The sequence below is a fragment of the Sporosarcina sp. Marseille-Q4063 genome (assembly GCF_018309085.1).
Classification (GTDB): domain Bacteria; phylum Bacillota; class Bacilli; order Bacillales_A; family Planococcaceae; genus Sporosarcina.
Map to the genome: position 1 here is coordinate 2,553,106 of NZ_CP070502.1, position 20,367 is coordinate 2,573,472.

The window sequence follows — 20,367 nt, forward strand, 5'->3', positions numbered from 1 at the left end:
ATGCTGGAAGGAGCGTTTTTTTATTCGAGTGAAACATTCCTATGCACCTATCCGTGTAAGCGGTAGAAATGTATTTGGGGGAGAGATTTCTATGCCGACGATAAAAATAGAAGGGTTAAATAAATCCTATCGCAAAGCTCAAGTATTAAAAGATGTTCACCTTGAAATTGATACGGGATTATTTGGTTTATTGGGACCGAATGGGGCGGGAAAAACCACTTTAATGAAAGTGCTGAGTACGATTCTTCCTTGGGAGGATGGAGACGTAACGATTTATGATAAAAACCTCTTAAAAGAAGGAGATAAAGTTCGGGGATTGCTTGGTTATTTACCGCAACATTTTCATGCACCAGGTCAATTCACAGGTAGAGAATTTTTACATTATGTTGGATCGATGAAAGGTGTTATTGATAAAAAGGAACGAACCGAACAAGTCGAAAGGCTTTTAGATGAGGTCAATCTTCAACCACAAGCCAATAAAAAAATTAAAAGCTATTCAGGTGGCATGAAAAGGCGTCTCGGTATTGCACAAGCACTTCTAGGCAATCCCAAATTAATCATTCTCGATGAACCAACAGCGGGTCTTGATCCATCTGAGCGAATTCGATTTCGCAATGTCATTGAAAAATTGAGTAAACATCATACCATTATTTTATCCACTCATATTATTAGCGATATTGAATCGAGCTGTGAAAAAGTCGCGGTGTTAAATCAAGGGGAAGTACTTTTTCAAGGTACAACCGAATCACTAGCTACCCAAGCTGTAAACTATGTTTGGGAGTTATCTGTTCCTTATTCCGAATACGATCTTGTAGAAAAAGAATACGCCATTATTTCAAGTCGAAGGGAAAATAATAATGTCGTTTTTAGAATAATTGCAGAAACCTCGCCAAATGAGCATGCCATAGCCGTGCAACCTACGATTGAAGATGGATATATGGCGGTTATTAACGGGGTGAGTAAATGAGTGTGTTAAAGATGATTTTTCGCACTGAATTATTGCTATTGCTTCGTAATAAATTTATCGTGCTACCTTTGATAATAAATTTATTGGGTTGGGGATACATCATAATTTCTTATGAAATTCAAGAGCTGCATTTTAGGGAGCGGACAGTAGCATTTTATAGCGGATTTATCTGGATGACCATGTTGAATTTATTAATCATAGGTTTATTAGCTGTTTATATGGCGGGGAAAGATCGGGAAAATGAATTTGAATATTTAGTCGCGACTTATCAGGTGAAAAATGTCGAATGGATAATGGGGAAATGGTTGGTTACGCAATTGTATGGTCTTTCGATTACGCTCATCACATTATTAATTCAAGCCGGTTGGTTAGCGATCGGAAAGATGGCAGTCGGTGATTTAGCAATAAATGTCTTCTATTTATTTGTTCAAATTGAAGGTGCATTCTTTTTATTGATTTCGCTAGGTTTTTTATTCGGAATCTTAATGAAAAACATGTTTGCTTATCTTGCTATTCCAGCTATTTTAGTTCTCTCTTTGGGGCTTCCTTTTGATTATACTGGCGTTGCTTTAACGTATGATAATCCAAGGTTTCACTTGTTGACACCATTCGACTATATGTTCATTGAGTCGCCTTATGAAGGAATATGGGGAATTGATCGGGTGCTTGGGAGTACGATATTGCATCAAGTCATCGTTTTATTTCTCGGAATCATCCTTATTCTTGTGACATTGTTGCTCTTCCGTTCAAACCGGAGGGGACAGAAGGAAAAACGAATTGTCCCTATATTAATAAGTATCCTTGTGATTCCGACACTTTTGTTAGGCGGTATTCGTTATGGGCAATACAATCAAGCACTGGAACATTTTATCACCACTGGCCAGCAGTATACGAAAGAGTTTGAAGGGGAGGAAGAAGATTATTGGATATGGGAGAACTCCTATTATGATGCCTATCTTGATCATACGAAATATGAGTTTTCAATGGAACGTACTGATTTAGCTGTTCAACTGCAACCTGACAATCAAATAAATGTGACAAGCAATTTGACTATCAAGCATAATGGCGATAAAGCAACAAATGAGGTCTATCTGACTTTGTATCATGAACTTGAAGTGTCAAATTGTAGTAGTGAATCTGCAGAAGCTACATGTTCACGTGAGGGTGATTTGGTTACTGTACGTTTTGAAGAATTGATTGAACCAGGTGATGCATTCGAGTTAAGTTTAAATTATCATGGGAGTATTTTGCAGTATCGTGAAGATGGTTACGTGGAGCATTCATTTATTCAAAACAACCGAGTGTATCTTCCGAAAGAAGCGGGTTGGTATCCACTTATCGGAGAACGTCAATTGGTGATTGCGTATGAGCATGACAAGCGCTTTGTGAAATTTGAACAAAGAAATGGAAGACTTGTAGAGGATTTCCCTACTGAATTCACAGTTGAAATAATAAATGAGAATAATGAAATTCCGCTAGCTTTATCAATCCCAAAAGCGGGTGCTGGTCTCTATCATGGAACGACACAATATGGGTTATCTTTAGTTGGTGGAAATATAAAAGAAACGACGGTCGACCAAATCCGGGTCGTTGGACATCCAGAAGTGTTAAAAAGTGTCGGGGAAACAATCGGGGAGTACCAAAAAACTTGGAACTTTATTGAAGAATGGTTGGAAGTCTCAATGACGCCGGAAGTTATTTATATTTTGAATGATGAGCATTCTTACCTGACACGACATACGCCAAGCCAAGAGTTTCTTGTGTGGGGAAATGGCTATCTTGGAGATACGAGGGAGTCGACGATTGCCTATTCAGCGATTCATTATCTTGTGGACTTTACTTTGGATAGAAGCACAGATTTACACTTGTTGAATGAACTTGTTGAATGGTCGATTTTTAGTGCATTTCAAGATGAAGGCAGTTTTAAGAAGTGGTACAGCCCAATGGTTACACCGATGGAAGAGACGGAACTTGTAGAGGTTTTAGCGAATTATGAAGAACAAGGAAAATTAAGTGAGGTTATTAAATTTATTTATCATCAATATGCTCAATTGGAAGACAAGTCCGAATTTGATATAGAAAAAGCTTTGCAATTATACGAAAGAGATTCAATCTTATGAACGGGTTTTTGATTCGACTTCGACTGATTTTGAAGTTATGGTTTACATCAGTATACTCAATTTGTGTGATGTTGCTTATCCCGATTACAGCACTTGTAATTTATAGCCAAGGGACCTATACAGTAGAAGACTTATTGAGTATCGTTTATGAAGAGGCGGTACCGATTTGGTTCGTGATCATCTTACAATGGTGTATGTCTATTGATTTTGATTCGAAATTTTATCTGCAGGCAATTACTTACCCAATTTCTAGGTCGATTTTTCTTTTGGAAAGGCTCCTATTTTCAACGATTATTTTTATCGGTTTGCTAAGTGTCGTAACAGTAAGTTTGACACCCACCGCGGGAATTTTTGTTTGGCAAGGTTTAGCGTTTACAATCCCAATCTATATCGTAATTGCTGGATTTGTTGTTGTGGGGACAGTCATCGCCAATCATTCAGTTGGCGGTTTATTGGCGGGGATTCTATTTTGGATGTTTTATGAATTTGGCGGTCTGTTTTTAGGGGATTTAAATGTGATTTTACTGAAGTATGGCAGTGTGTATACGTTTGTGAAAGGCGAAACTGGATTTTTTGCAAATGAAAATCATTGGATTCTTTACAATCGATTTTTTTATATGGGGATAGGTGTTTTATTAACGGGAATCGCAATGCTGCAATTCGATCGGAAAACGGCATGAGAGTATGGGGGGATAGGAATGCAAGATGAAGATTATATGCGCCAATTATCATTCGGGAATGACTCGGCATTAGACACACTTGTTTTCCGGTATCATAAACCTCTGTATGGCTATGTGTACCGATTGCTGAAGGATGAAAAGCTAGCCGAGGATATTGTTCAAGATACGTTTATGAAGATTTATCAGCAGGGACAAAAAGGGTATACTCCAGATTCCTTTAAACCGTGGATGTATAAAATCGCGACAAATTGTTGTCGTGATTATTGGCGTAAAGCATCTACGAAAAGAGAGCATTCCACAGATAGAATTGTGGAAGTACACGGCAAGCTTCATCATATTATAGATCGCCAGCTTGAACGTCAATGGATGATTGACTCCTTGGAACAATTGTCGCCTGATTACCGAATGGTTCTGTATTTACGGTTTTATCAAGATTTACAGTACGCGGAAATTGCTTCAGCATTGGAAATTCCTTTGGGCACGGTGAAAACTTGGATTTCGAGGGGTTTAAAACAACTGGAGCAAATTTTACTGGAAGATGAGCAGAAAGGGGCGGGCGTCAATGAATGAGGACCATGAATTATCACGTTTAGAAAAAGAGTGGAAAAGCAGTTTTGAACGTTTTACCGCCCTTGAACCTTCGAGAGAGCAAACGCTGAATCTAATTCAAAAAATAAAGGAAGCAGATGACAGTAAGCCAGTTGATATGCGGGCTGCGCTGGAAGCACAACAAGAAACACAATCAATACCATCAAAAGTGACCAGTTTGTTTTTATCCCAATGGAATTTTCACGGTGGACGTAGCTGGCTTCTTACAGGCATTGTGCTTCTCATTTTGACGATTACGATTAGCCAAAATGGTGGGAACGCGGAAACGGATTTCCTAACATGGATTAAGTGGATCACATTAATCATAATCGCGGGTATGGGTTATGCATTTCGCTCGAAAAATGAAGGCAATGAAATCATTGAAACGTTAAGTTATTACCCCTTAGTGCAACAGATGTTTACACGATTTATGATTGTAATGGCCATACAATTGGCGATTACATTGCCACTAAGTTTTATCATACTTGGAAGTGTAAGCTCGGTTTTGTACTTATTGAGTTCATTTACGCCGATTCTATTTTTCGGGGTCGTTGGATTTGTTGCTACTATGTGGTTAGGTCAAAAAATCGGTATACTCCTTGCGCTCTTTGTTTGGTTTGCTCAAGTTCTTTTGGAGAAGCAATTAAAATTCGCGGCATTATTTCAGTTGCCTGGTAATGATTATTTCTTACTCACGAATATTGTTGTAATTGGAATTTCTGTCCTTTTACTTTTAAGTGTTCCATTGAAAAACCGCCGGAGGAAATTGACGTGAGAATCGCACTTACAAATGTAGGGTTCACAATAGAGAATGTCGGCGTTTTACATGAAATCACATGCTCATTTAAATCAGGAATTACGTACGTTGTCGGGAAAAATGGGGCAGGAAAAAGCACGCTTTTAAAAGTGATTGCGACCGCCACATCACCCAATCAAGGAACGATAAATTATACAAAATTAATCCGCGATGAAAAAATTGGAACACATCGCTTGCCCTTAACGGTCGAGGAAGTAAGGAAAGTCATTGGTTTTATGCCCCAGCATTTTACAGGTCATGCTGAAATGACGGTTGAACGATATTTAACCTATATGGCTTTCCATAAGGGGATTCCTCATGCACAGGTTAAAGCTTTACTGAATGCATGGTTAAATGATGCTAACTTATTAAAGCTTAAACGAAAAAAACTTCGAAACCTTTCAGGCGGGCAACTACAAAAAGTGGGGTTGATCCAAGCGCTTCTTAACCAACCACGTATTTGTATTTTGGATGAACCTTTTGAGGGTCTAGACACGGAGGAGAAGCTGTTTTTTAAACGTGTAATCCAGCGACTTTCATTTCATAGCATTGTAATTATTAGCACACATTTGCTTGAAGAAATTAATCAATCAGAAGACAACAGCGTCCTCTACATGGATGAAGGGGAGCTGTGCCTTTACGGCGGTGTTGATGAACTTGATGAGGTAGTAAAAAAATTAACAGTACTAAATGAAAAATAACGCTCCCTCAATTGCAAGGGAGCGTTATTTATTAGTGCTTAAACTAAAGATTCCTCCATTATCCGTAGCAACTCAGTCCCTGCCATACTACGTTGTCCTCCACCTTGTACGAATGCATCGCTTCCGCCACCTTTTCCGTCAATGAGGGGAAGTGCTGCAGCCGAGACTAGTTTCATACTCTTTTCAGCCGAAGCTCCTCGTGCGGCGACAAATTGTAACCGATCTTCATTCTCGGCAACTAGGAGTACGACGGTATCCTTGGCTTCCGTCACAAGCAACCGAGCCATTTTCTGCAAATGCTGAACGGTTCGCCCAGTATACACGGCCTTTACGATTCCGTGATTGTTAGTTTGTAATAAATCTTTTACTTCAAATGTCAACAATTGCTCTTCTTTCTCGTTCAATGACTTGACGAGTGCAAGATTTGCGTCGAGCAATCTTTGGGTCGCGCCAATAACGCCTTCTTCAGGCGCGCTAAGTAATTTAGATGTTTCCGATACTACATAGTTTTTCTGATGCAATTGTTGTAAAATCCGCCCTCCGCAGACAAAATGTACGCGAACCATCCCGCGATGTTTTTCAGTTGCCATAACCTTTATCCCGAGAACCTGTCCAGTAGAACTAGGGTGGGTCCCGCCGCAGCCGTTATAGTCAAAGTCAGGAATAATAACAAGACGGATTTCACCTGTCACAGCTAATTGTTTGCGAAGAGAATATTGTTCTAGCTCGTCTTCGGTCACCCATTTTGTTTCAATCATTCGGTTTTCCAAGATAATATCATTGGCCAACTTTTCAACTGCTTGGAGCTGTTCTAGAGAAACATCCTCTACGTCCAAATCAATCGTCAAAGACTCTTTACCCAGATGGAAGCTAATAGTCAGAAATCCGTATAGCTCGACAAATGCGGCAGATAAAATATGTTGACCTGCATGTTGTTGCATATGATCAAAACGACGTGCCCAATCAATAATACCTGTTACTTCAGCCGCAGTTCCGAGACTTTCCGCCAAGGTATGACGAATTTCACCATCAATCTCCTCAACATTTAGTACCTGGATACCATTCAAAGTTCCCGTGTCATACGGCTGACCTCCACCAGTCGGGTAAAAAGCAGTATTCTCTAACACTGCATAAAAATTACCATCGGAATCCAATGATTCTTTATTCACGCGAGTGTTGAAATTTTTACAATATGAATCCAAATAATAAAGGCGCTCTCTTAACATATCAGCAACTCCTAATGCTTATTTTCACCATCTTACCATGAAAAATATATGGAAAGGAGAAAAGTAATTTGGCCGATTTTATATATGCCCAATCCAACAAAACAAGGTTGACTGGACAGTGGTTAGTTTTTGATCTCCTAGGGGAAAACCCTTGGATTTCGATCGACTTTGAGTTAAAAGGTCCATGCGGAAAGAATCATGAAATGGTCTTTGTGCTTAAGTTGACTGTGACTAAATTCTTTGGTTTGGCAATAAAATGATTTTTACCGGGTCATTCCGCCGATTTAATATCAAAAAATTGATGTGCCTAAAATTTGATGCTTATAGCATAGAACCAAATTACTGTTTACTAGTTTTTGTCCTAATGTTTGTTGACGATGGAAAACTTATCATTTACTATAATGGTGAATTATGGAATGAGATAATTGTGTAAAATCGATAAAAAATTAACAAAGAAATTAAAAAGGAGATGGGAAAACATGTCAGGACAAATTCGTATGAGTCCAGCAGAATTAGCGGACAAAGCAAAACGCTACGGTCGTAGTGGAGACCAAATTGATCAAATCTTAAAGGATTTAACAATCCTGCAAACTGATTTGCAAAGCCAGTGGGAAGGTAAAGCATTTACACAGTTCCAAGCTCAGTTTGATGAACTATCCCCTAAAGTTCAAAACTTCGCTCACCTTATGCGTGAAATTGAAGGGCAATTAACGAAGACAGCAGATGCAGTAGCTCGTCAAGACGAAGAACTATCGCGTAACTTTGGGCTTCGCTAAGCAATAATTTAAAAATATACGAAAATCTCGAGGTAACTAACAAAGTAAGTCTAACAATGAGCCACGCAACTATTGTTGTGTGGCTCTTGTTCATTAAAATTCCAAAGAAAAGTAGAATAAGCGGGGGTAAATTGAGAATGAAAAAGATAGAGAGTAAGGTTTTGTTGTTCTTATGTTTGGTACTTATCCTCTCCGGGGGGATTACATATTTAGCTCTCCACCAATCTTCTACCGGCAAAGTTGACGATGAAGTTTTAAAAATGACCGTCGCTATTGTCAATGAAGACCAGGGAGCAACGTTCGACGGAACAGAAGTCGATTTCGGTCATGAATTCATTAAAAGCATAGAAAGAGATCCTTCACACGATTGGTATGTCGTGAGTCGGGGCGTTGCCGAAAATGGATTTGAGAACAATGCTTATAACATGATGATTGTTATTCCGAAAGACTTCTCCGAAAAGGCATTATCAATTGATGAGGAATTCCCAGAGAAAATCAATTTAAATTATAAAATTAACGCAACTGGAAATAAAGATGTCGTAGCGGAAGCGGAAAAAACGGCAGGTGCCATTTTAGGAGACTTTAACCGTCGAATTATTGACGTTTATTTTGCTAGTGTCATTGGGAACTTGCAAGATGCGCAGGCGAATATTAGTACAATCGTGGAAAAAGAAGCAGTTTATACGAACACTTATAAAAACGCGGTTCATAGTCCACTTATGCAATATACTTCGCAATTTGAAAACATCCAAGACAATACACAAGTATCAAAAGACAGTTTTGATGGTCTGAAAGAAATTTTATCTGCATTTGAAGAGGCTTTACAGGATGACGTGAATTCAAATGAAGACTATTTGACTGTTTTTAATGATTTAAATAAAATGCACGAACTAAATACCGTTTCATTAAAAGATTTTTCAAATCAACTTAGCAGCTTAGATAGCGCCATGCATAATCAAGAACTTCTTCAGCAACTGCGAAACTTGGAACTGGCGAATAAAGAGATTTATGATCAGTTTCAAGAAAGGGAAAAGGAAAATGATAGAGCAACAATACTTTCAGAGGCTTCCGCCATTCAAACGTATTTTAGAACGACAAATGAAAAGTTAAGTGGTTTTAATGCAGATCTAAAAGAAACGCTCGAGTCTGAGTTAGATGAAAAAGTAGCGGGACGGTTAAAGGATGCCTTTACCGATTCATTTGATGGCAAAGATATAAATTTAACCAAGCTATTTCAGCAACCTGACAATAACATCCATGAAATTTTGAAGCGACAAATTGCTAAATTACCAACGTTGTCTTCTAAAGACCTTGAAGGACTAGGTTTATCTGAAACTAGCATGATGCAATTGAATAATGTGATTGCTGTCACAGATAAATATAATAAGGAATTTGTCGAATCGCCGGTTCAACCCAAAAACAGTGTTCCGCTTGTCAATCAAATAAATGAAATTAAAAAACTTTTGATAAAAAATGGCGTAGAGGTAACGGACTCCGTCAAAATACCAGCAACGAAAAAATGGGGGCAAGAATTTACACTAGCGATTCCCGAAGCGTATGAAGTTGCGGGCGTATTTTTAACATTACCCGGTAAAAATGAACGTAACTATACGAGAACCTATCAAAAACATAAAAGGATTTGGCTACAGGCTACCTCCGCAGATAAATTCGGTGTTCGAGTTGTTCTTAAACTAAAAGAAGATGCGAGCAACAACATTGATGTTTTCCAACCGGTTACGTGGAGTTGGAAGTTGCAACAAAAGAACGTTGGAGAGGTCGATCTTCCAGAGCCTGAACCTGAACCAGAGGATCCAGTAGACCCAATAGACCCAATAGACCCGGTAAATCCGGAAGTACCCGAAGCACCTGTCAACCCAGACCTGGAATCCGAGGACTTAAATCCGGAATCTACTGAGAATACGGTCGGCATTGAAAATAATGATGAGGGTCAAACGGAAGAAGCAATCGAAGAAAGCATTATTCCGGAAAATCAAGATGATGACGAAATATCCGTGACGGATTCGGAGGACCAGGAAGATTCAGTGGAAACAGAGGACTCGGCGTTAATTCCGCTAGTCCCGGCACTTCCAATAAAACCGGAGCCAATAACTATTAAAGACAACTACATCACCCATAAAATCATGTCGCCACTTACGGATGATGCTACTGATAAAGTGATTGGCGCTACTGCAAATACGGTAAGGGAATATCAAAAAGCGCTAATGTTGTATGGTGTTTATTTTGGTCTTGATATGGAAAGTCCACAACTGATTCAACAACTGGAACAAAGTGGGTTGAAAGAATTAGCCACCAAGAAAGATTCTTCACTTTATTATTTATTCAATAAAAAAGACATTGTTGAATTACTAACAGATTATGTAGTTGGAAATATTAAAGGACACGTCACAGCCCAAGTTCGCGAACAAGTAGAAGGGCTGCAAAGTGGAATTAACGAGTACAGCGTCCTTGTAGCGGATGCTGATCGTAATTCGCAACAGCTGACAGCTATCTTAAAAGACACGACAGAACAGGCGCATGTCATGAACGGCGCGTTGGAAAAAACGCTCAATGAATTGATGGAATGGCGTAAGGCTAGTATTGCGTTGCTAGAAGAACAAGAAGCCATTGCTTCCAATAAAAACGAAGAGCAAGCAACGCTTATTTCCTTAGATGGTCAGTTCTCGTCGCTATTATCCGGAAGCCAGTCGCTTGTGGAACAAGCAAAAGGCAATCTGCAATCTGCGGATGGCGTATACCAAACTTTTGACACGATCGATGATCAGGCAAAAGTTATTCAAGAGAGCGGGACGACATTAGTTACCCAAGCAGATACATTGGCTACGAATATGACGGATAAGTTAATCGAAAATCAGAGCTTTGCAGATAACTTTGCAGGCGTGCTTGAAAACAGCCGAATCGGTGACAGGCCAAACGAAAATCTGTATAGCTTTTTATCGAACCCTGTTGAATCAAAAAATGCTGGCGTTATTTCCACCGGGAATTCATTACCACCCTATTTCCTAGTCTTAATTTGCTTTATCGTTTCATTATTTACTGCGTATGCAATTTCTACGAATGATAGAAAACGAATGCAAAAGGATTCTTTTGAGGTAGAAAATACGTTAGTAGGCGGGAATATGCCAATCACATTGATTACCGCAAGTATTGCTCTTGTAGAAGGGTTGGTTATAGGAATTGTTTCGGGTAATTTATTAAATATTGCACCAGGCAAGTTCTTATTATGGGTTGCGTTAATCGTCTTAACTATGCTCGCAATGCTTCTAGTTTCAACTTATCTATTAAGACAATTAAAAATGATTGGGATGTTTGTGCTCTTGATTATGTTGAGTTTGTATTTATTCTCAACGGAAGCACTCGGATCTGACTTTGATAAGTTATCACTTGCATCAACAATTCGGAAGTATTCACCATTGCAGTATATCGAATCGCTTTTTACTGGTTTTGCTAAAGGCGTTGCAGATCATCAATGGATTATTATCGTCCTTGCAGGTCTAATGTTGTTGGCGCTGGTCGCTAACTTGTTCGTTGTGAACCGCTCTAGAAAGGAAGAAGGGATTAAAGATGAAGGGGTTACTGAAGCACTGTAGTATTGTCATTGCTCTATCAATCGCATTCCTTACGATGTTGTCATATCAAGTTTCAGCCGATGATCCATCCAGTCCTAGCGGGAAATTGCAATTGAAAACAGATCGTATCGGTCAAGACAGAAAAACGAAACCGCAGGTGGATAAAAAGACGGAACTTGAAAATAGTTTTCCCGACTTATTTAAAGAAGAAACACAAGCAGTAATTGAAGCAAAGCAAAAAGAGCTGAGGCAGGAGAATGAAGACTTAAAGCAAATGCTTTTTAAAACAGAGAATGAGAAGGACATCACGATAGAAGAAACAATGAAAACATTATTTACTAGTGATTATACAGCTCCGAAAGCGTCGGTTGCTAATGACGATACAAACGAAGGTGATGGCGGAATAATGGGCAATACATTGTTTTCTTCATTAATCGGGATGGTCGTTCTCCTGTGCGGCGGCATATTTGCTGTTATGAGAAAAATGGTGGAGTGAAGGGGAATTAAGAATGCCAAACAATACGCATATTAATGTGACTGTTGATTTTGGCAATTGGGGCGGGCCGGAATACGATTTACGTATTCCGGTGCACCAACCAATCAAACAGTTGCTTATGAATTTAGTAGAAACACTGAAGCTTGATCCAGAACAAGCCTCGCTATGTGCCATTAAAATACCGACAAAAAACTTATTATTAACGGATGATGATCGGTTATTAGACTATCAAGTGACCGACGGCGATATATTAATCGTTTTATAACTGCTTAATTTTCATAAAGGGGTTTTTGGAGATGAACGAAAAAACAATAGAACTTGAGTCGATGACTTATCAGTTTGACATAGAGAAAGACTGTTGGAAGTTGCGTCTTGCGAAATCACAGACGTCTATTAAGGATTTTCGACAACTAGCACTTATTACTGAACGAACAGACTTTTTTGTGCCCGCTGAAGTGGAGGAAGAGCATGATGTATATGTTTTTTCATTTACAGTAAATGAAAAAATGAAGAAGTGGGCGGATATAGAAAAACTCGGACGCAATGACAAATTGCGTGCATTATGCAATGTAGGTAGATTTCAAGAATGTTTGCCTACGCGAACGACATTTTTTCTTCACCCAGACAACCTAGTATTTAATGATAATCTAATTCCCACTATTATTTATCGTGGCATTCGCGATTTAGTGCCGCCTTTTACAACTGACTCTTCAAAATTTCTCCATCAGTATAAATGTCTAGCGATTGCACTTTTTTCAAAAAAGTATAGTTTTGACGAACTGTACAACGGCTCGATCAATAATGCGAATGAAACCGAATTTGAACGTAAAATCGGTGAAATCGCAGATGTTTCCGCACTTATAAAATTTTTAGAAGCAAATTATGAAAATGAACAAAAGACAACTGAACGAACTATGCAGCTTGTGCCGAAAAAACAGTTCCGGCTCTTTAAGCAACTTTCAATTATGATGATTGCATTATCGATCATACTTGCCGCTCCGCTCGCTTATTTCAGCTTTGTAAAAGTGCCGTATCAAAACAAACTATTAGCTGCGCATCATGATTTTCTGGCAGCAGATTACGGAAAAGTAATTAGTGACTTGGAAGAGCAAAAAGCTGAGAAGTTGCCAAACTCTACAAAATACATACTCGCTTACGCCTACATTGATGTAGAAAAATTAGACCCCGCTCCAAAATCAGTCATCATGAGAAATATTAGTTTGAAAAGCGACAGTAATTATTTATTGTACTGGATTTATAATGGTCAAGGAAAACTTGAAGAATCTACGGATTTGGCGAAATATATGGATGATCCAGTCTTGATTTTATATGGCTTGATCAAACAAATTGAGCAAGTCAATAGCAATCCGAAGTTAACGGGTTCTGAACGTGAAGAGCAAGTTAAATCATTAAGAGAGCAACTTGAAAATTACAGAGAACAATATAATCTGCGGCCTGAAGATGATTTAACAAATCCAGATTCTGACTATGAACCGGGAGAGGCGGAGCAGGGGGATGTTGAAGAAAAAACTGAACCGGATAATCCCGAATCAGACGAGGTAGATACGACGGATGAGGAATAATTTATTGGCTTGAGGAGGAAGAGCGAGATGGCACAACACCTACTAATGCTTAACTATAAAAAAGAACTTCATAAAATCCAACTGCCATCAGGCGAATCAAAGTCGGTGACAGTTGGCGGAAATTGGTCCGACACTGTGACCTTTTTAGATGTGGATACTCAAATTTCGATAAAATGGGACGGGGAATCTTGTCTTATTGCGAAAGAACTTTTGAAGCCAAATAACCAGGTAACGCAAAATGTTTCAAATCATGATATGAACTTTTACTTGCTTGAAGCAAATGAGTGGGCAATTTATGACGTTGCTTCAATCTATAATTTGGCGTTTGGCCCAAATGATTTTGATGAAGTGAAAATCGAGAACACCACTGCTGATTTCTTAATCAGTCGTACACAACTTGAAGAAGCATATGAACTTAAAGTATTCAGCGGCCGAGTGTATCATAACTACGCGCTTGTAACTGGAAGTGTAATGCTTGAACCAGGCGACCAGCTTTATGTTGATGGTGTGCTGATTCAAATCGGTAGAGATGACATACAATTTCTTGCAGACGAAAATCGTGTGACAACAAAATTGGCCCGACTGATGGAAAAAGCAAACGAGTTTGGTGAGGATTATCCTGATTTTCATCGCTCCCCGCGGATCATATACCGTGAGCCTGAAGAGAAACTCGCTATCGCAAAACCGTCTAGCAAGCCTTCCAAGCCGAGTGAACAGCTTGGGCGCATGATTGTTCCGCCGCTTGTTATGATCGCCGCAATGATACTTGTGTCGTTTTTTAGAGCGAATGGAATTTTTATACTTGTTATGCTTTCGATGACGGTCGTAACGGTCATTTATTCAATAATGGCCTATGTGAAAAGTTTGAAACAATACCGCATCGATACAAAGGAACGCGATGTGAAATACCGTGAATATTTAAAGACAAAAACAAAGGAATTATATAGCGCGAGTGAAGAGCAACGCCACGCATTAAACTATCACTATCCAAAAATCGAAACAATACGCGATATGGCATCGAAAGTCCATGCGCGCACATATGAAAAGACAGTATTTCATCATGACTTTTTAACATATCGTGTTGGTTTAGGTCAAGTTGATTCGAGTTTTGAACTCGATTTTAGCGATGAGGAATTTACGCTAGAAAAAGATGAATTAGTGGATGCGGCACGTGACCTTCGTTCGCAATATTTGAGATTAAAAGATGTTCCCATCGTGACGGATTTGGTAAATGGCCCAGTTGGTTACATCGGCCAACGCAGTCTTGTATTGGAACAATTACAGTTACTTGTTATGCAAACTGCGTTATTCCATAGTTATCACGACCTTCAATTCATCACGGTTTTTCCTGAAGAAGAGAAGGCGGAATGGGATTGGATGCGCTGGCTTCCACATGCAAGCATCCAAGATCTGAATGTCCGCGGATTTGTTTATCATGAACGTTCGCGTGATCAAGTATTAAACTCGTTCTATCAAATCCTGAAAGAACGAAAACAAGCCCTTGATGAAAAAGGGAATAAAAACGAAAAAATGTATTTTTCGCCTCATTATGTTGTATTAATCACAGATGAAAAAATGATTTTAGATCACATCGTCATGGAGTTTTTCAATGAAGACCCGAGTGAGCTAGGCGTTTCACTGGTGTTTGTTCAAGAAGTCATGCAATCGCTGCCAGAGCATGTGAAGACGGTGATTGATATTCGTGACGCGAAGAACGGGAATATCATTTTAGAGCAAGCAGAACTTGTCAATCGCAACTTCACGCTGGATCATTTTCCTGTTGATTTCAATAAAGAAGACGTTTCAAGAGCATTAGCACCGCTGAATCATTTGCAAAGCCTGAAAAACTCGATACCAGAAAGTGTAACTTTCCTTGAAATGTACGGTGTAGAAAAAGTAGAGGAACTAGGCTTAGCCGGGCGTTGGGCAAGAAATGAAACCTATAAAAGTTTAGCCGTTCCATTGGGTTTACGCGGAAAAGATGATCTTGTCAATTTGAATTTGCATGAAAAAGCCCATGGACCACATGGTTTGGTGGCAGGTACAACTGGATCCGGTAAATCAGAAATCATTCAAAGTTATATTATTTCATTGGCGGTCAATTTCCACCCTTATGAAGTCGGTTTTCTATTAATTGACTATAAAGGCGGCGGAATGGCGAACTTATTTAAAGATTTACCGCATTTAATGGGAACGATTACGAACTTGGACGGCGCGCAATCGATGCGTGCATTAGCCTCTATCAAAGCGGAATTGCAAAAGCGACAACGCTTATTTGGCGAACATGACGTCAACCATATCAATCAATACCAGAAGCTCTTTAAACAAGGTGAAGCGAGCGAACCAATGCCGCATTTATTTTTAATCTCTGATGAATTCGCCGAACTTAAATCAGAGCAACCAGATTTCATGAAAGAGCTTGTTTCAACGGCTCGTATTGGTCGTTCACTCGGGATTCATTTAATTCTAGCAACACAAAAACCGAGCGGCGTCGTCGATGACCAAATTTGGTCGAACTCGAAGTTCAAACTAGCCCTCAAAGTTCAAGACGCGAGCGACTCCAATGAAATACTGAAAACACCCGATGCAGCAGAAATTACATTGCCGGGCCGTGCTTATTTACAAGTCGGGAATAACGAAATCTATGAACTTTTTCAAAGCGCATGGAGCGGAGCAGATTATATTCCTGAAAAAGAAGACCAAGAGCTAGTAGACACAACTGTCTACGCCATCAATGATTTGGGTCAATATGATATTTTGTCAGAGGATTTAAGCGGTTTAGGCGGAAAAGATGAAATAGAAAAAATTCCGACCGAACTTGATGCTGTCATTGACTACGTGCACCAATATACGGTGGCGCAGGGAATTGAACAACTGGCTAGACCTTGGTTACCGCCGCTTCCAGAACGGATATTTGCACAAGACTTGCATCCAATAGATTTTAAGGAAGCTTGGAAAGAGCCTAAAAAGGCATTGAAAGCCACCATTGGACTCTTAGACCAACCGGAATTGCAAGCACAAAATCCATTAACGCTTGATTTAACGAAAGACGGCCATATGGCGGTATTCTCCAGTCCGGGATATGGGAAATCAACGTTCCTACAAACGGTAGTGATGGATTTGGCGAAACAACATAATCCAGCTCAATTGCATTTGTATCTGCTGGATTTTGGGACGAATGGTTTATTGCCGTTAAAAGGTCTACCGCATATTGCAGATACAATCATGATTGATGAAATGGTGAAAATAGGGAAACTAATTCGCATTCTCGAACGTATCTTAAGAGAACGTAAACAAAAGTTGAGCGAATACGGTGTTGCAAACTTGGATATGTATGAAAAAGCAAGCGGGCAAAGTGTTCCAACTATCGTCATTGTTCTCGATAATTATGATGCCGTTCGCGAGGCTGACTTTGTGGATGAATTTGAAAGATTAATCACCCAGATCGCCCGTGAAGGCGGAAGCGTCGGCGTGCATTTACTCATAAGTGCGGGGAGACAAAATGCGATGAGAATACCGCTTCTTTCTAATATTAAAGTTCAAATCCCATTGTATTTAATTGATACAACAGAAGCACGTTCCATTGTAGGCAGAACGGACTTGCAAATTGAAGAAATCGCTGGCCGTGGCTTGGTGAATATGGAACAACCAACTGTTTTTCAGGCGGTATTGCCGGAAGTTGGTGAAGAAGCATTGGAAACGATTGAAAACATACAAAAAACAGCGTTGCAAATGGATAGACACTGGCAAGGTGATAGACCAATCCCAATCCCGATGATGCCTGAAATTATCCAGTTTGAAGAGTTCAAACGTAATCGAACAGTTCAACGATTAATTGAAAAAAAATATTTGCCACTGGGCTATGATTATGAAAATGTTGAAGGTTTAGGTTTTGATTTAAATAAAAATGATCATCTCCTGGTGTATTCAAATCAGACTGACCGTCTACTCCAATTCAAGAAGGCTTTCGCATCAGGTTTAGGTATTATTGAAAATAAACAAATCGTATTTATCGACGATTCGGAGCTTTCATTGGCAGACTTTAAAGATGACGCGGATATGTATTTGGCAGATGGAAGTAATATTAACCAGTTTATCAGTAATATTGTAAATCCACCCGAAGATGAAGCAGACAGTGAAGAATTTGATGTTGTTGTTGTCATTGCAGACTGTAGGGAGTTTTCCAATACATTAACATTACCTGATGATGAAGTAGAACAAATTTTATCCCGAGGCAGACGGCTAGGCGTTCAATTTATTATCTTTGGACAACACGACTATATCTCGAATAATTATGAAGACTTCCCGAAAAGTTGTCGTACGACTATTTCTTCTGGTGTTGTTCTAATGAAGTTAACCGATCAAAGTATATTGGGCAATGAGTATATTAGAAACGAAAAGGAACCGGAAAAGGACGAGGCATATCTATATTCCGAAGGTAAGTACGTTAGGTTCAAGTTTGCTAGCCAATTTAATTAAAAAGTGGTGATGAAAGATGACTAAAACGGAGCTTATTAATAGAAGATGGGGATATCGAAATCAGAGGTCTCAAAAACAATTGCAAGCATATGGCCTGGCACAAAAATTGGAGCGCTTAAAGAAAGCAAAGCTTGAATTTGCCGGTATTATTGAAGACTCAAATTACTATAAGAAAAAAATAACGAATCTTGAAATTGACCCCGGATTATGGAAAGGGGAAACAGAAAAGACTTATAAAAGTGATCACCAAAACTCTATGGAAAAGTCAATCAGTGGTTATATAGTTCACTTGAAGAAAGTAGAAGATGGAATTGATAACGAGATTGAACGGCTAACAACTCAGTTAACTAACTGCCAAAGCGATATTGCCCATCTGAATACGAGTATTGCAAATATTACTATGACAATTAGTACTTTGAAAGAAGAGTGATGCTGAATGAGTAAGGTTTCAATTAATAAAGTTGTTTTTGATTCGACCGTTAAAAGTGCAATGTCATCTGTTAGCGATTTAAAAGGAATAAAAATAAAGAGTAAGTCATTGAAAAAGACGGATTTACAAAGTATGCAGCAACAGTTAGAAGTAATAAAGGAATTTCAAAAAGTGGTTGATACGTATATTGAATTATTGGAAGTCGATTTAGAAAAGTTGACAGTTGTTGGCAATGAAATGGTTGTTCAAGACGAGAGACTAGGGGCGGCAATTATGAAATAAATGACATTAAGGAAAGGAGTTGTAGTAATTCAATGAAAATAGCAATCGGAGAAATATTGGAGATCCAATCAGAGTTAAATAATGAATTAAAAAACATATCAGCTAAGCTACAAACAATTAAAAGCAAAACAGCTAATATTAGTAAATTAGAGTCCTTTCAAGGTGAAACCGCGAGTGCTGCTAAGGCTTATTTTCAAACAGTTCATGGAGAATCTGTCGATAATTTGGATGAAACAATTAACCACCTAAGAAAAAACTACGACCAGATCATTTCAGAATTTAATAGTATTGTGGACAGTTCTTCTGCGGCGGTGATTACGGAGGATTACTTGAATCAACTCAATAAAAAAGTAGAAACAATCGAAAATGGTGTTTTAGATATACATGAGGATGGAAAACAAGTAATTCAAAGTGTAAAGGACATTGTTGCTTTGCCAAGCCCAAGTATTTCAACTTATTCAAAAAGTGTTAACAACTCCCGGAAATATGTCATTAAAGTGAACAAAAACCTTAGCGATTTTGAAAAAACAGCATTGAAAATCGCTAAGGATAGTATGAATGAGGTTGTAAAGCAACAACAAAAATTGACTAAACTAACTGCGATGAGTATTAAAAGCGGATTACCGAATGACTTTGTTAAAGTGGCAGAGGAATTAGGTATTGATATGAATGATAAGAGTGCTATTTCAAAGTTGGCGGATCTCTTCAAAACAATTAGAGGCGGGTCAGACGATGTTGTTAAATTTTTTGATGAAACAAATAAGTTAACGCATTTAGCTGCGAATATATATGTGCTGAAAAAAATGACGATGAAAGAATACTTGAGGTATGCGAAAACAGGAAAGAATAAGCTAACGCAAGCTGAACTACGGAAATTGAATAACGTTTTAGCAACAACGTTATATAAATTAAACGGCAAGACTGTAAAAGCCCATATCAAAAAATATGGTAAAGAGCTATTTACTAGAAAGAGATTAATAGGTTTATATAAACACTTACAACCTTATGGTAAAAGAAGACGCAAAGTCTTTTTAGTTAAAGAATTTGATAGGCTCTTTGGTTTGGATGAGTATAGAAAGTTCAAGAACCTTACACCTCTTAAAAAGGCTGGGAAGCTAGGAACTACATTTGTCGATGAGTTAGTCGGGAAAAAATATAAAGCGACGAAGAAGGTCCTTAAATTCGCGACAGTTAATTGGAAAAACCCTGTAGAGGCTTATAATCAATCTAAGATAACAAAGGTCAGCGTGAAAAGGGAAAACATTTTAGGTAAAGGGTCAAAAATAACTAAATTCGCAGGCAAAGGACTAGGCGTTCTAAGTTTTGGTCTTATCGTCACAGATAACATTCAATCGAACAAGGGGGATACAAGTAAGATTGTTGTCGGAACTGCGGTGGACGCAACCTTAACCGGAGGAGCGGCAGCAATCGGTGCAACGGTTGGAACAGCAATAGTTCCCCCGATTGGTACTGTAGTAGGGGCAGGAGTTGGTATGGCAGTAAGCTGGGGTGTTAATAAAGAGTGGGGGAATCCACCGAAGAGTATTGCAGATCGCACAAAGGATCTGGTAAACGTTGGCGTAGATTCAGCTATAGAGTCTACAAAAAAAATAGGTAAAACTATTTCAGGTTGGTTTAAATAGGTTTTGTGAGGTG

At 38.9% G+C, this 20,367-nt stretch carries 16 protein-coding genes; 15 read left to right on the forward strand and 1 reads right to left on the reverse strand.

What is annotated here, in order from left to right; all coding sequences use genetic code 11:
- The first annotated feature begins 91 nt into the window (after positions 1 to 91).
- Genes JSQ81_RS13260 through JSQ81_RS13285 form a run of 6 tightly spaced genes read left to right on the forward strand, consistent with a single transcriptional unit; the run spans position 92 to position 5,852 of the window.
- Complete coding sequence (locus JSQ81_RS13260) at positions 92 to 967, forward strand: ABC transporter ATP-binding protein (protein ID WP_212604497.1); 876 nt, start codon at positions 92 to 94, stop codon at positions 965 to 967.
- Positions 964 to 3,087, forward strand: a complete 2,124-nt coding sequence (locus JSQ81_RS13265; protein WP_212604498.1) for an ABC transporter permease — start codon at positions 964 to 966, stop codon at positions 3,085 to 3,087. Before JSQ81_RS13260 ends, JSQ81_RS13265 begins: the two co-directional genes overlap by 4 nt.
- Positions 3,084 to 3,767: a hypothetical protein gene (locus tag JSQ81_RS13270; RefSeq protein ID WP_212604499.1), complete on the forward strand. Its 684-nt coding sequence runs from the start codon at positions 3,084 to 3,086 to the stop codon at positions 3,765 to 3,767. The genes JSQ81_RS13265 and JSQ81_RS13270 overlap by 4 nt, the downstream gene beginning before the upstream one ends.
- An 18-nt stretch (positions 3,768 to 3,785) precedes the next feature.
- Positions 3,786 to 4,337: an RNA polymerase sigma factor gene (locus JSQ81_RS13275; protein WP_212604500.1), complete on the forward strand. Its 552-nt coding sequence runs from the start codon at positions 3,786 to 3,788 to the stop codon at positions 4,335 to 4,337.
- Entirely contained in the window at positions 4,330 to 5,130 is an 801-nt protein-coding gene (locus tag JSQ81_RS13280; RefSeq protein ID WP_212604501.1) for a hypothetical protein, read from the forward strand. Before JSQ81_RS13275 ends, JSQ81_RS13280 begins: the two co-directional genes overlap by 8 nt.
- Entirely contained in the window at positions 5,127 to 5,852 is a 726-nt protein-coding gene (locus JSQ81_RS13285; protein ID WP_212604502.1) for an ATP-binding cassette domain-containing protein, read from the forward strand. Before JSQ81_RS13280 ends, JSQ81_RS13285 begins: the two co-directional genes overlap by 4 nt.
- 38 nt (positions 5,853 to 5,890) lie before the next feature.
- On the opposite strand, the gene JSQ81_RS13290 is transcribed toward JSQ81_RS13285, so the two are convergent.
- Positions 5,891 to 7,078, reverse strand: coding sequence for an alanyl-tRNA editing protein (locus tag JSQ81_RS13290; RefSeq protein WP_212604503.1), 1,188 nt, complete (start codon positions 7,076 to 7,078; stop codon positions 5,891 to 5,893).
- Positions 7,079 to 7,557: 479 nt separating this feature from the next.
- On the opposite strand from JSQ81_RS13290, the gene JSQ81_RS13295 reads away from it, so the two are divergent.
- From JSQ81_RS13295 to JSQ81_RS13335, 9 genes are all read left to right on the forward strand, one after another.
- Complete coding sequence (locus tag JSQ81_RS13295; RefSeq protein WP_212604504.1) at positions 7,558 to 7,854, forward strand: WXG100 family type VII secretion target; 297 nt, start codon at positions 7,558 to 7,560, stop codon at positions 7,852 to 7,854.
- 137 nt (positions 7,855 to 7,991) lie between these two features.
- The gene (esaA, locus tag JSQ81_RS13300) at positions 7,992 to 11,462 is read left to right on the forward strand and encodes a type VII secretion protein EsaA (RefSeq protein WP_212604505.1); all 3,471 of its coding nucleotides are present in this window, start codon (positions 7,992 to 7,994) and stop codon (positions 11,460 to 11,462) included.
- The gene (essA, locus tag JSQ81_RS13305) at positions 11,437 to 11,937 is read left to right on the forward strand and encodes a type VII secretion protein EssA (RefSeq protein ID WP_212604506.1); all 501 of its coding nucleotides are present in this window, start codon (positions 11,437 to 11,439) and stop codon (positions 11,935 to 11,937) included. The genes esaA and essA overlap by 26 nt, the downstream gene beginning before the upstream one ends.
- Positions 11,938 to 11,950: 13 nt before the next feature.
- A complete protein-coding gene (locus tag JSQ81_RS13310; RefSeq protein ID WP_212604507.1) occupies positions 11,951 to 12,202 on the forward strand; it encodes an EsaB/YukD family protein in 252 nt (83 codons plus the stop codon).
- Between the two features lie 31 nt (positions 12,203 to 12,233).
- Positions 12,234 to 13,520 carry a type VII secretion protein EssB gene (essB, locus tag JSQ81_RS13315; RefSeq protein WP_212604508.1) on the forward strand — a complete coding sequence of 429 codons (1,287 nt, stop codon included), beginning with the start codon at positions 12,234 to 12,236 and terminating at the stop codon, positions 13,518 to 13,520.
- A 27-nt stretch (positions 13,521 to 13,547) separates the two neighbouring features.
- Complete coding sequence (gene essC / locus JSQ81_RS13320; RefSeq protein WP_212604509.1) at positions 13,548 to 17,999, forward strand: type VII secretion protein EssC; 4,452 nt, start codon at positions 13,548 to 13,550, stop codon at positions 17,997 to 17,999.
- 16 nt (positions 18,000 to 18,015) lie between these two features.
- Complete coding sequence (locus JSQ81_RS13325) at positions 18,016 to 18,429, forward strand: YwqH-like family protein (RefSeq protein ID WP_212604510.1); 414 nt, start codon at positions 18,016 to 18,018, stop codon at positions 18,427 to 18,429.
- Positions 18,430 to 18,435: 6 nt separating this feature from the next.
- Complete coding sequence (locus JSQ81_RS13330) at positions 18,436 to 18,711, forward strand: TIGR04197 family type VII secretion effector (protein WP_212604511.1); 276 nt, start codon at positions 18,436 to 18,438, stop codon at positions 18,709 to 18,711.
- A 32-nt stretch (positions 18,712 to 18,743) separates the two neighbouring features.
- Complete coding sequence (locus JSQ81_RS13335) at positions 18,744 to 20,354, forward strand: T7SS effector LXG polymorphic toxin (RefSeq protein ID WP_212604512.1); 1,611 nt, start codon at positions 18,744 to 18,746, stop codon at positions 20,352 to 20,354.
- Positions 20,355 to 20,367: the final 13 nt, after the last annotated feature.

Bases quoted from the DNA above. Each gene is read 5' to 3' on its own strand.
- JSQ81_RS13260 (WP_212604497.1), top strand. From the start codon at position 92: ATGCCGACGATAAAAATAGAAGGGTTAAATAAATCCTATCGCAAAGCT.
- JSQ81_RS13265 (WP_212604498.1), top strand. From the start codon at position 964: ATGAGTGTGTTAAAGATGATTTTTCGCACTGAATTATTGCTATTGCTT.
- JSQ81_RS13270 (WP_212604499.1), top strand. From the start codon at position 3,084: ATGAACGGGTTTTTGATTCGACTTCGACTGATTTTGAAGTTATGGTTT.
- JSQ81_RS13275 (WP_212604500.1), top strand. From the start codon at position 3,786: ATGCAAGATGAAGATTATATGCGCCAATTATCATTCGGGAATGACTCG.
- JSQ81_RS13280 (WP_212604501.1), top strand. From the start codon at position 4,330: ATGAATGAGGACCATGAATTATCACGTTTAGAAAAAGAGTGGAAAAGC.
- JSQ81_RS13290 (WP_212604503.1), bottom strand. From the start codon at position 7,078: ATGTTAAGAGAGCGCCTTTATTATTTGGATTCATATTGTAAAAATTTC.
- JSQ81_RS13295 (WP_212604504.1), top strand. From the start codon at position 7,558: ATGTCAGGACAAATTCGTATGAGTCCAGCAGAATTAGCGGACAAAGCA.
- esaA (WP_212604505.1), top strand. From the start codon at position 7,992: ATGAAAAAGATAGAGAGTAAGGTTTTGTTGTTCTTATGTTTGGTACTT.
- essA (WP_212604506.1), top strand. From the start codon at position 11,437: ATGAAGGGGTTACTGAAGCACTGTAGTATTGTCATTGCTCTATCAATC.
- JSQ81_RS13310 (WP_212604507.1), top strand. From the start codon at position 11,951: ATGCCAAACAATACGCATATTAATGTGACTGTTGATTTTGGCAATTGG.
- essB (WP_212604508.1), top strand. From the start codon at position 12,234: ATGAACGAAAAAACAATAGAACTTGAGTCGATGACTTATCAGTTTGAC.
- essC (WP_212604509.1), top strand. From the start codon at position 13,548: ATGGCACAACACCTACTAATGCTTAACTATAAAAAAGAACTTCATAAA.
- JSQ81_RS13325 (WP_212604510.1), top strand. From the start codon at position 18,016: ATGACTAAAACGGAGCTTATTAATAGAAGATGGGGATATCGAAATCAG.
- JSQ81_RS13330 (WP_212604511.1), top strand. From the start codon at position 18,436: ATGAGTAAGGTTTCAATTAATAAAGTTGTTTTTGATTCGACCGTTAAA.
- JSQ81_RS13335 (WP_212604512.1), top strand. From the start codon at position 18,744: ATGAAAATAGCAATCGGAGAAATATTGGAGATCCAATCAGAGTTAAAT.